The sequence below is a fragment of the Bacillus sp. 05T21 genome (genome assembly GCF_056396785.1).
Genome location: NZ_JBFTMD010000030.1, coordinates 14100 through 26667 on the forward strand (window position 1 = coordinate 14100; position 12568 = coordinate 26667).

Here is a 12568-nt window from a genome sequence, read left to right on the forward strand (position 1 = left end):
ATTCTGAATGCTTTTCGATATAATTAGGGAAGTGTCATCGTCTTACTATAAATTTATGGTAAAATAAACGATAAAAGATTGAGTACATAGAGTGGGTGAATAGATTGAAGCTACTAGTGAAAGCACCAGCAAAGATTAATCTGTCGTTAGATGTACTGGGAAAAAGACAAGATGGATATCATGAAGTGAAAATGATTATGACAACAATCGACTTGGCAGATCGTTTAGAGCTAACGGAATTAGCAGAAGACCGTATTGAAATTTTGTCCCATAATCGGTATGTCCCAGACGACCAACGCAATTTAGCTTATCAAGCAGCGAAATTATTAAAAGTGAAGTTTAATGTAAAAAAAGGTGTGTCTATTACTATTGAAAAAACGATTCCAGTAGCCGCTGGATTAGCAGGTGGAAGTAGTGATGCAGCAGCGACATTACGTGGCCTTAATAAGTTATGGAATTTAGGGCTAACAATCGATGAATTAGCAAAGCTTGGCGCAGAAATTGGGTCAGATGTATCGTTCTGTGTATATGGTGGAACTGCTATTGCCACTGGAAGAGGAGAAGAAATTGAACATATAAAGACTCCGCCTTCTTGTTGGGTTGTTTTAGCAAAGCCCCACATTGGTGTATCTACTGCTGACGTGTACGGAAATTTAAAATTAAATCGTGTTACTCATCCAAATGTAGATAAAATGGTTGAAGTCATTAACCATGGCGATTATAAAGGAATTTGTGATACTGTTGGTAACGTTTTAGAAGATGTGACGTTTGCGATGCATCCCGAGGTTGCACGTATTAAATCACAGATGAAACGCTTTGGGGCAGATGCCGTATTAATGAGTGGAAGTGGCCCAACTGTATTTGGTCTTGTACACCATGATTCGCGAATGCACCGCATATATAACGGGTTAAAAGGATTTTGCGAGCAAGTATATGCAGTGCGTTTATTAGGAGAGCGAGAAACGCTTGAATAAAGACGTATAATACGTTATGATTTGTTTAGAATATTCGTGATTTGAGGTGAGAGTATGAAAATTAGACGAAGTACAAGATTGGTCGATCTGACGTATTACTTGTTACAAAATCCTCGTCAGCTAGTTTCTCTCACTTTTTTTGCTGAAAGGTATCAATCGGCTAAATCTTCCATTAGTGAAGATTTGGTTATAATTAAGCAAACGTTTGAACAACAAGGTGTCGGCACATTGCAAACGGTACCAGGAGCAGCAGGAGGAGTGAAATATATTCCCTATATAAGTGAAGAAGAGGCAAATCTGATTATTAACGAGCTTTGTAGCTTATTTGAAAACCCAGACCGTATTTTGCCTGGCGGTTACTTATATATGACGGATCTTTTAAGTAATCCTCGCCAGATTAATGGCGCAGGTCGTTTATTTGCTTCTGTTTTTGCTAGGCAACCAATTGATGCGGTTATGACGGTAGCGACAAAAGGAATTCCGCTTGCTTATGCAGTAGCGAACTACTTAGATGTACCGGTAGTAATTGCGAGAAAAGATAATAAGGTAACAGAAGGACCCACTGTTAGTATTAACTATGTATCAGGTTCCTCTAAGCGAATCCAAACGATGACTTTAGCAAAGCGTAGCCTTCCAGAAGGGTCCAATGTTTTAATTATTGATGACTTTATGAAAGCTGGCGGAACCATTCAAGGTATGATGAGCATGCTAGAAGAGTTTAAAGCTAATGTTGTTGGGATTGGCGTATTAGTAGAGTCTACGGATATTGAAGAAAGACTTATTAATAACTTTGTATCATTAATTCGTTTGTCAGAAGTTGATGTGAAAGAAAAAGCGATTCAAGTGGAAAAGGGGAATTATGCACTTGCACCATTTGATAAAGGGCTTGTAGAGGCTGAGTAAAAAGGTAAAGCAGATAGCTTTACCTTTTTTTATTCCTATTTATAAATTACAAAATAGATGGACAAACTGCCTTTGGTACACTATTTTTAAAGAGTAAAAATAAATAATAAAAGGGTGAAAAGTATGAAAGTTGTTCAAACAAGCAAAGCACCACAGGCAATCGGACCATATTCACAAGGGATTATTGTAAATAATATGTTCTATAGTTCAGGACAAATTCCGTTAACGGCAAGTGGAGAACTTGTAACAGGAGATGTAACAGTACAAACAGAGCAAGTATTTGAAAATTTACAAGCGGTATTAGCAGAAGCAGGTGCTTCATTTGATACAGTGGTAAAAACAACAGTATTCTTGAAGGATATGGATGATTTTAATGCTGTTAATGAAGTATACGGTTCTTATTTCTCTACTCATAAACCAGCGCGTTCTTGTGTACAAGTAGCAAAATTACCGAAAGATGTTTCTGTTGAAATCGAAGTAATTGCCCTAGTTAAGTAACTCTTTGTAAGCGATAACCTCTACTAATCCTTATATTCAACTACAATAAAAATTTTTATCTTAAAAATTTTTAAAAAATTAAAGGGAAAATAGAAATTTTGTGGAATTTATACAAATATATCGCTTATTTAGAAAAGGGTGGTGAACACAAGATGGAAGTGACTGACGTAAGATTACGCCGCGTAAACACAGAAGGCCGCATGAGAGCAATTGCCTCTATTACTCTAGACCATGAATTTGTTGTTCATGATATTCGTGTAATTGATGGTAATAATGGATTATTTGTAGCAATGCCAAGTAAACGTACTCCAGATGGAGAATTCCGTGACATTGCACATCCAATTAATTCTAATACACGCTCTAAAATTCAAGATGCGGTTTTAACAGAGTATCATCGTTTAGGCGAGTTAGAAGAGGTTGAGTTTGAAGAAGCAGGCGCTTCGTAAAATTCGAATGAAAAGGGCTTTTGAAAGAAAGTCTTATAATTTTGTAGCAAACTCCTGTAAGCATTTACAGGAGTTTGTTTTTTTTTTTGAATAATACACGTTTCTAATTATAAAAATTCATATTTTGAAAAAATAAAGATGAAAAACTTCTAATTTTTTCATCTTTATTTAAAATAGTATAGCTTATTCCTTAAAAAAGATACTAAAGAGTAAAACATCTTATAAGAATTATGGTAAAATTTAATAGTTATAATGTGTTTCTTGAAATATATGATGATTTAGGATAATATCGTTAATGGATAAATAGGTTGCGATGGAGGGTCTATATGTCAAACAGATTTGCAGTGATTCTAGCTGCAGGTAAAGGCACACGTATGAAGTCCAAGCTATACAAAGTGCTGCATCCTGTATGTGGAAAACCAATGGTACAACATGTAGTCAATGAAGTATCTCAATTAGGATTGCAGAAACTTGTAACAGTCGTTGGACATGGTGCTGAAAAGGTACAAGAACAGCTAGGAAACGTAAGTGAGTTTGCATTACAAGCAGAACAACTTGGTACAGCTCATGCTGTCGATCAAGCTGCAAGTGTACTTGCAAATGAAGAGGGAACAACTTTAGTTATTTGTGGTGATACACCTCTAATAACTGCTGAAACGATGGAAGCATTACTTCAGCAACACGAAGAAGCGGGAGCAATGGCGACGGTACTAACAGCGTACATAGAAGAGCCTGYTGGATATGGCCGTATCGTTCGTAATGAGAATGGTCATGTTGAAAAGATTGTTGAGCATAAGGATGCGAATGAAAAAGAATTAGCTATTAAAGAAATCAATACAGGTACGTATTGTTTTGATAATAAAGCTTTATTTGCTTCACTTTCTAAAGTTTCAAATGATAATGTACAGGGCGAATATTACCTTCCGGACGTTATTGAAATTTTAAAAAATGAAGGTCATATTGTATCAGCTTATCAAACAGAGCACTTCGATGAAACGTTAGGTGTTAACGACAGAGTCGCTCTATCGCAAGCGGAAATTATTATGAAAAATCGTATCAACAGAAAGAACATGGTAAATGGTGTTACAATTATTGATCCAAGTAACACATACATTTCTGCGGATGCAATTATTGGTAGTGATACAGTCCTTCACCCAGGAACGGTTATTGAGGGGAACACTGTAATTGGTTCTGATTGTGAAATTGGACCGCATACAGTAATTCGCGATAGTGAAATTGGAGATCGTACGGTAATTCGTCAATCTACTGTACATGACAGCAAACTTGGTACAGAAGTATCAGTTGGTCCATTTGCACATATTCGCCCAGATTCAGTTATTGGAGATGAAGTGCGCGTTGGAAACTTCGTAGAAATCAAAAAAACTGTTTTTGGTAATAGAAGTAAAGCTTCACACTTAAGTTATATCGGGGATGCACAAGTTGGAGAAGACGTGAATCTTGGTTGTGGTTCAATTACGGTGAACTACGACGGCAAGAATAAATTTAAAACTGTAATTGGTAACGGGGTATTTATTGGATGTAATTCAAACCTTGTTGCTCCTGTAACAGTTGAAGATGGTGCTTATGTGGCAGCAGGCTCTACAATAACAGAGAATGTTCCATCAAAAGCATTATCAGTAGCACGTGCACGTCAAGTTAACAAAGAAGACTATGTTGATAAATTGCTGAATAAGAAAAAATCATAATGTGGAGGGTTAATCTAGATGTCGACTCAATATCTAAATTCTAATTTGAAAGTATTCTCTTTAAACTCTAATAAGGAACTTGCTGAGCAAATCGCAAAGCATATTGGAGTAGGACTAGGAAAATGTTCTGTTGATCGTTTTAGTGATGGAGAAGTTCAAATTAACATTGAAGAAAGTATCCGTGGTTGCGATGTATTCATTATTCAATCTACAAGCTTCCCAGTAAACGAACATATCATGGAATTACTTATTATGATTGATGCATTAAAACGTGCATCTGCAAAAACAATTAATATTGTTATTCCTTACTATGGTTATGCGCGTCAAGACCGTAAAGCGCGTTCTCGTGAACCAATTACATCGAAACTTGTAGCAAACTTGCTTGAAACAGCAGGTGCAACTCGTGTAATCACTCTAGATTTACATGCTCCGCAAATTCAAGGATTCTTTGATATCCCGATCGACCACTTAATGGGTGTACCGATTCTTTCAGACTACTTTGAAGCAAAAGGCCTTAAAGATATCGTAATCGTATCTCCTGATCACGGTGGTGTAACGCGTGCTAGAAAAATGGCGGATCGCCTAAAAGCGCCAATCGCTATTATTGATAAGCGTCGTCCTCGTCCGAATGTATCTGAGGTAATGAACATTATCGGTAACATCGAAGGCAAAACAGCAATTTTAATTGATGACATCATTGATACAGCTGGTACAATTACATTAGCGGCAAACGCTCTTGTTGAGAACGGTGCTTCTGAAGTATATGCTTGCTGTACACACCCAGTATTATCTGGTCCAGCAATTGAGCGTATTCAAAATTCGAATATTAAAGAGTTAGTTGTAACGAACTCTATCGTATTACCAGAAGAGAAGAAAATTGATAAAGTACATGAACTTTCAGTTGCTCCATTAATCGGAGAAGCAATCATTCGTGTATACGAAGAAGAATCTGTAAGTGTATTATTCAATTAATTGGATAGAATGAGACGTAACCAAGCTTGGTTACGTCTTTTCGTATCGAAAAAAGAAAGTAGTGGTACAAGAATGAAATTAATAGTAGGACTTGGGAACCCAGGTAGAGAATATGAATTAACAAGGCATAATATTGGATTTATGGCAATCGATGAACTTGCAAAACGTTGGAGTATTTCTTTGAATGAACAAAAGTTTAAAGGGGTATTTGGCGCAGGTTTTGTTAATGGGGAAAAAGTAATCTTACTAAAGCCACTTACATATATGAATTTATCTGGGGAAAGTATCCGTCCACTCATGGATTATTATAAAATTGATGTCGAGGACTTCATTGTTATGTACGATGATTTAGATATTCCTGTAGGTAAATTACGCCTTCGCATGAAAGGTAGTGCGGGTGGACATAATGGTGTGAAGTCAACAATTTCACATTTAGGAACACAAGAATTTCAACGTATCCGCATGGGAATCGATCGTCCGAAAAATGGGATAAAAGTAGTGGATTACGTATTAGGACGTTTTACATCTGAAGAAATATCTGGCGTTAATCAATCCATTGAAAATGCAGCAGATGCATGTGAGGAATGGTTAAATAAACCTTTTCTCCAAATCATGAATACTTTTAATAGTTAAGCGCACAATCTGGAATATTTTATTTTGTTTTATCCCATACTAGTAGCAATTGGATATTTAGGAGGCTAGTATGGAAGGTTATTATTACTGTAGACATTGTGGAAGTAATGTGGGCTCCATTATCGCAGAAAAAGTATATAGCGACGTTTTGTTTCAACTAACAGAGCAAGAAGTAGTGGATATGATTCATTTTCATGAGAATGGAAATATATATATAAAAACGATTTGTGAATCGTGTCAAGAAACGCTCGCATCTTATCCTGAGTATTATGAATATGAAAAATTTCTGCAATAAAATGTTGTCGCTTTGGCGTGTCCAAAGCATTTTTCTGTTTTCTTTTTCCAAAATATTTGCATAAAATATAGTAACTTGCTCTTTATGTTGAGAGGAGTTTTGAAAATGATAGGTTTATTAGAGCAATTTTATAAAAATGAAGAAATACAATCGGTTATTAATGGGCTAGAAGATGGGTTGAAAGAACAACTTGTATCGGGTATGGCAACATCCTCTCGTTCATTATTAATGGCAGCTTTATATAAAAAGACAAAGCAATCACAACTTATCGTGACGCACAATTTATACCAAGCACAAAAAGTACATGAAGATTTAGTGGCGTTACTTGGTGAAAAAGATGTTTGGCTATATCCGGTAAATGAATTGATAGCATCGGAGGTTGGTGTTGCAAGTCCAGAATTGAAGGCACAGCGTATTGAAGTGTTAAATCGCTTAGCTGCAGGAGAGAATGGGATTATTGTAGCGCCAGTTGCAGGGCTGCGTAGGTTTTTACCAATAAAAGAATTATGGAAGCAAAGGCAAATTGAAATCAATCTAGGGCAAGAGATTGATTTAGATGCACTCTTGCATACCTTACATCATATTGGTTATGAGCGTAAGTCGATGGTAGAAGCTCCAGGAGATTTTAGTCTACGCGGGGGAATATTAGATATTTACCCATTAACTGAAGAATTACCATTTCGTATTGAATTCTTTGATACACAGGTTGATTCTATTCGATTATTTGATGTGGAAGAACAGCGCTCTCAAGATAAAAGGGAAAGTGTTCGGTTTGGTCCGGCAACAGAGTTTTTATTTTCACAGGAAGAATTGAAATCGGGAATTAAGCATCTTGAAGAAGGTTTGACTAAGACGATGCAAAAGCTTTCCGATGATAAATTAAAGACTACTGTGCTTGAGACGGTTAGTCATGAACTTGAAATGTTGAAAAACGGGCAAAGTATAGAACAAATGTTTAAATATTTATCTATTTTCTATAAAGAACCTGCTAGTCTGATAGATTATTTACCAGAAAATGGTGTTGTGATTTTAGATGAGATTTCCCGTATTCAAGAAACAGCATCACATCTTGAAACAGAAGAAGCGGAATGGTATATCTCACTTCTTGGCGAAGGAACAATTATTCAGGATTTATCTTTCTCCCACTCGTTTGAGGAGTTTCTTCATAATAAAAAAAGAAGTTTTGTATATTTAACGTTATTCTTACGCCATATAGCACACACACATCCTCAAAATATTGTGAATGTGACATGTAAAACGATGCAAGATTTCCATGGACAGATGCATTTGTTAAAAACTGAAATTGATAGATGGAATGAAGGTAATTTTACGACCGTTGTGCTTGGAACAGATGATGAACGTGTAAAAAAACTACAACATATTTTAAGTGATTATGATATTGATGCAGACATTGTAGAGGCGACAGATATCTTATTGCCTGGAAGGTTACAAATTGCTGTAGGTGATTTACATGCAGGCTTTGAAATGCCGATGCAAAAGTTTGTTGTCATTACTGAAAAGGAGCTTTTTCATAAGAAGGTTAAAAAATCACAACGTAAGCAAAAGTTATCTAACGCTGAACGTATTAAAAGTTATTCGGAATTAAAAGTTGGAGACCATGTAGTTCATGTAAATCATGGTATAGGTAAATTTTTAGGTATTGAGACATTAGAGATTAATGGTGTTCATAAAGATTATTTAAATATTAAATATCAAGGTAATGATAAGTTATACGTTCCAATTGAACAAATTGATCAAGTGCAAAAATACGTAGGGTCTGAAGGTAAGGAACCAAAAGTTTATAAATTAGGCGGAAATGATTGGAAGAAGGTCAAAACGAAAGTTGAAAAATCTGTACAAGACATTGCAGATGACCTAATTAAATTATATGCCGAGCGTGAAGCCTCAAAAGGTTATGCATATACACCAGATACGGCAGAGCAACAAGAGTTTGAATCTTTATTCCCATATCAAGAGACAGAGGATCAATTACGTTCTATTGAAGAGATTAAGAAAGATATGGAACGCGGACGTCCGATGGATAGGCTTCTTTGTGGTGACGTAGGATATGGAAAGACTGAAGTAGCTATTCGTGCGGCATTTAAAGCAATTATGGATGAAAAACAAGTTGCGATTTTAGTACCAACAACAATCCTTGCACAACAACACTATGAAACAATTCGAGAGCGTTTTCAAGATTACCCGATTAATATAGGGTTACTAAGTAGATTCCGCACACGAAAACAACAAAATGAAACGATTAAAGGTTTAAAAGATGGAACGGTGGATATTGTAATCGGAACGCATCGTATTTTATCTAAAGATGTTACTTATAAAGATTTAGGACTTCTTATTATTGATGAAGAACAGAGATTCGGCGTTACACATAAAGAAAAAATTAAACAATTGAAAGCAAATGTTGACGTGTTAACATTAACGGCAACTCCGATTCCACGTACACTTCATATGTCTATGCTTGGTGTGCGCGATTTATCTGTTATTGAGACACCACCAGAGAATCGTTTCCCAGTACAAACATATGTAGTAGAGTATAATCCGGCGTTAATGCGAGAAGCGATAGAGCGAGAGTTGGCAAGAGGCGGTCAAATTTACTTCCTATATAACCGTGTGGAGGATATTGAAAGAAAAGCAGATGAAATTTCGATGTTGGTTCCAGATGCTCGTGTAACATACGCACATGGGAAAATGAATGAAGGTGAATTAGAGTCTGTTATGCTATCGTTTTTAGAAGGGCAGCATGATGTTCTTGTAAGTACAACAATTATTGAGACGGGTGTAGATATTCCGAATGTAAATACATTAATTGTATTTGATGCAGATCGTATGGGATTATCACAGTTGTATCAGCTTCGTGGTCGTGTTGGACGTTCTAATCGCGTCGCGTATGCATACTTTGCATACAAACGTGATAAAGTGTTATCGGAAGTTGCAGAGAGGCGTCTGCAAGCGATTAAAGAGTTTACAGAGCTTGGATCTGGTTTCAAAATTGCGATGAGAGACTTATCAATTCGTGGTGCGGGTAATTTGTTAGGGGCAGAACAACATGGATTTATTGATTCTGTTGGATTTGATCTATATTCTCAAATGTTAAAAGATGCAATTGAGCAACGTAGAGGAACAGACGGAGTTGAAAATACCGTTAATGTTGAAATTGATTTAGAAGTAGATGCATATTTACCGGATGCGTACATTTCAGATAGTAAACAAAAAATTATGATGTATAAACAATTTAGAGGTATTTCTGCAATTGAAGATATTGAAGAGTTGCAGGAAGAGATGATCGACAGATTTGGTGATTATCCACAAGAAGTTGGTTATTTATTACAAATTGCAAACATTAAAGTGTTGGCAATGAAAGAACAAATTGAGTTAATTAAGCAAAATAAATTTGAAGTAACATTCCTGTTTTCTGAACAAGCGAGCCAAAATATAGATGGTGGAAAATTATTCATGCTAGGAAGTAGTTTTGGCCGTATGATCGGTCTTGGTATGGAGGGGTCACAATTGAAAATTGTGATGAAAACGAATGGATTAGAGACGTCGAAATGGTTAACAATTGCTGAAAATTTATTAAAAGGCTTGCCAGATGTAAAAAAAGAAGTAATAAATGCCTAATATAAGATAAAAAATACAATTCGACGTGCATAGAAGAACTAATGTGTAAAATACTATGTTTAATAGTTGGTGATTTTTACATGAACAGGTAAATTCACCACTTTGATCATCAGTAGAAAGTGAGGCAGCATTAGAATGAAAGCAACTGGAATCGTACGTCGAATTGATGATTTAGGCAGGGTAGTAATTCCGAAGGAAATTCGTAGAACTTTACGTATTCGTGAGGGAGATCCACTAGAAATATTTGTTGATCGCGATGGAGAAGTGATTTTGAAAAAATATTCTCCAATTAGTGAACTAGGTAATTTTGCAAAGGAATATACGGAAGCTTTATACGATAGCTTAGGACATAATGTGCTTGTATGCGATCGTGATTCTATTATCGCAGTAGCAGGCGCATCTAAAAAAGAATACTTAAATAAAAGTGTTGGCGATTTAATTGAGAAGACAATGGAAGAGCGTAAGTCTGTAATTATGACAGATGAAAGCGAAATTTCAATTATTGATGGAGTAACAGAAAAAGTGAGCTCTTATACAATTGGCTCGATTATTGCAAATGGAGATCCAATCGGAGCTGTCGTTATCTTCTCTAAAGAGGCTATTATAAGTGAAGTAGAGCATAAATCAGTAAATACAGCTGCAAGCTTTTTAGCGAAACAAATGGAGCAGTAGCGAAGTGTAATTTCTATAAGTAGCAATCTTTCCTAATTATGATATTTCTATTTGAGAAATTAACTATTTGGAGATATAAGTATATTGAACGAAGGTAGCGCTTTGCTACCTTTTTTCATTGAATATTTTTGCTGTTGAAAGAAGTCAGTGAATGTAAGGAATATGAAGGAGAGCCAGTTTTTCTTTGTGATATAATACGAGGGGTGAGAATAGAAAAAGGAGTTTTCTTGTATGGAAGCGAAGAAGTACCAAGCCTTTTGGCGTGGGGCTATTATATTAACAATCGCAAGTTTTGTTACGAAGGTATTAAGCGCTTTTTACCGTATTCCATATCAAAATATAGCGGGTGATGTTGGTTTTTATATTTACCAACAAATTTATCCGTTTTATGGATTTTGTTTGATTTTAGCTACTTATGGGTTTCCCATTATTATTTCAAAAATGGTCGCAGAAAGATTAGAACGAGGAAAACAAAAAGAAGCAGAAGAAATTATTTGTGTATCTTTTTGGTTTTTATTAGGAATTGGCTTTATAGGATTTTTCACATTATTCTTTGGGGCCAAAACAATTGCATCGGCTATGGGCGATATACATTTAGATAAATTATTACGTGTTATTTCGTTTTCATTCCTACTAATGCCATTTTTATCTGTAGCGAGAGGATATTTTCAAGGTTTCAATAATATGATGCCGACGGCTGTTTCGCAAGTAATTGAACAAACGATTCGTGTTTCTATTATTGTATTTTTATCACTATTCCTTATTGCTCATGGATTTGATTTATATACAGTTGGTGCGGGTGCCATGCTAGGTTCAATTGCAGGCGGGCTTATTGGGATTATCGTACTTTTACTTTATATGCGTCATGATTTCCATGCTATTTTCTTCAAAAGTTGGAAGGGAATTGGAAATAAAAAAAGGGTTGTTCGAATCCTTTTTTGGCAGGGATTAGCGATTTGTGTTAGTAATTTAGTCCTTATTTTTATACAAATGGCGGATTCTATTTCCTTGTATACTTTGCTTATTCGTGCGGGAGAGCAAATTGAAAATGCAAAGGTACTAAAAGGTGTTTATGATAGAAGTATCCCGCTTATGCAATTAGGTACTGTTGTGACAACTTCTTTCTCATTGTCACTTATTCCTATTATTACAGCGGCGAAAGAAAGAGGAGATCTTTCATTTATTCAAGAAAAGGTAAAGTTAGCAATGAAAATAACATTTGTTATTGGATTTGCAGCTGCTATTGGATTAACTTGTATTATTCAACCTACAAATATTATGTTGTTTGAAAATAGTGATGGATCAGATGTGTTATCGATTTTATCTTTATCTATTTTATTTAGTTCATTGTCAATTACAACTGCTTCCATTTTGCAAGGAGTGGGACAAACATTAAAACCAGCAATATTCGTTGTATTTGGAGGTTGTTTGAAGTTAGTTTTAAACTATATATTAATGCCGTATTTTGGTGTAAAGGGAGCTGCAATTGCAACTTTAGTTGCGCTTATTGTAATTGCCTTGCTAAATAGTGTGTTACTTATGCGAGCTGTATCGGAGCCGCTTATTGATAGGCGGAATATGTTAGGTGTAGCTATTAGTGGTATCGGTATGGGGTTTGTATTAATAATCTTTATGCGTATGTTGCGAATGTCCGGATTAGTAATTGATACAGGACATAGAGGAATTGCGACGCTTGAAGCGCTGTTAGGTGTAGCTATCGGTGGATTAGCATATATGTTTTTAATTTTAAAATTACGTGTATTTACAAAAGAAGAATTAGGAACCGTTATGAAACAAGAGAAAAAAGAAGGTTCATTGAAGAAGAGTGGATAG

General features: G+C 35.7%; 11 protein-coding genes. All 11 read left to right on the plus strand.

Features of this window, described 5'->3' with window-relative positions:
- The first annotated feature begins 104 nt into the window (after window positions 1-104).
- The 11 genes from ispE to AC1DKZ_RS28605 all read left to right on the plus strand — a co-directional run bounded on the left by ispE (window position 105) and on the right by AC1DKZ_RS28605 (window position 12568).
- Window positions 105-974, plus strand: coding sequence for a 4-(cytidine 5'-diphospho)-2-C-methyl-D-erythritol kinase (gene ispE / locus AC1DKZ_RS28555; RefSeq protein ID WP_012260164.1), 870 nt, complete (start codon window positions 105-107; stop codon window positions 972-974).
- 54 nt (window positions 975-1028) lie between these two features.
- Window positions 1029-1877, plus strand: coding sequence for a pur operon repressor (gene purR / locus AC1DKZ_RS28560; RefSeq protein ID WP_002091587.1), 849 nt, complete (start codon window positions 1029-1031; stop codon window positions 1875-1877).
- 123 nt (window positions 1878-2000) lie between these two features.
- Window positions 2001-2375 (plus strand): RidA family protein, encoded by a 375-nt coding sequence (locus AC1DKZ_RS28565; protein WP_000869819.1) that lies wholly within the window; start codon window positions 2001-2003, stop codon window positions 2373-2375.
- Window positions 2376-2527: 152 nt separating this feature from the next.
- Window positions 2528-2821, plus strand: coding sequence for a septation regulator SpoVG (spoVG, locus tag AC1DKZ_RS28570; RefSeq protein WP_000454042.1), 294 nt, complete (start codon window positions 2528-2530; stop codon window positions 2819-2821).
- A 326-nt stretch (window positions 2822-3147) separates the two neighbouring features.
- Window positions 3148-4527 (plus strand): bifunctional UDP-N-acetylglucosamine diphosphorylase/glucosamine-1-phosphate N-acetyltransferase GlmU, encoded by a 1380-nt coding sequence (glmU, locus tag AC1DKZ_RS28575; RefSeq protein ID WP_476997575.1) that lies wholly within the window; start codon window positions 3148-3150, stop codon window positions 4525-4527.
- An 18-nt stretch (window positions 4528-4545) separates the two neighbouring features.
- Window positions 4546-5499 carry a ribose-phosphate diphosphokinase gene (locus tag AC1DKZ_RS28580; protein ID WP_002091580.1) on the plus strand — a complete coding sequence of 318 codons (954 nt, stop codon included), beginning with the start codon at window positions 4546-4548 and terminating at the stop codon, window positions 5497-5499.
- A gap of 72 nt (window positions 5500-5571) precedes the next feature.
- The gene (pth, locus tag AC1DKZ_RS28585; RefSeq protein WP_087943057.1) at window positions 5572-6132 is read left to right on the plus strand and encodes an aminoacyl-tRNA hydrolase; all 561 of its coding nucleotides are present in this window, start codon (window positions 5572-5574) and stop codon (window positions 6130-6132) included.
- Between the two features lie 70 nt (window positions 6133-6202).
- Window positions 6203-6427, plus strand: a complete 225-nt coding sequence (locus tag AC1DKZ_RS28590) for an anti-sigma-F factor Fin family protein (RefSeq protein ID WP_002091576.1) — start codon at window positions 6203-6205, stop codon at window positions 6425-6427.
- Between the two features lie 105 nt (window positions 6428-6532).
- Complete coding sequence (mfd, locus tag AC1DKZ_RS28595) at window positions 6533-10063, plus strand: transcription-repair coupling factor (RefSeq protein ID WP_002009668.1); 3531 nt, start codon at window positions 6533-6535, stop codon at window positions 10061-10063.
- A 135-nt stretch (window positions 10064-10198) separates the two neighbouring features.
- On the plus strand, window positions 10199-10735 hold the full coding sequence (gene spoVT, locus AC1DKZ_RS28600) for a stage V sporulation protein T (RefSeq protein ID WP_002009670.1): 537 nt from the start codon (window positions 10199-10201) through the stop codon (window positions 10733-10735).
- 231 nt (window positions 10736-10966) lie between these two features.
- A complete protein-coding gene (locus AC1DKZ_RS28605) occupies window positions 10967-12568 on the plus strand; it encodes a putative polysaccharide biosynthesis protein (RefSeq protein WP_476997576.1) in 1602 nt (533 codons plus the stop codon).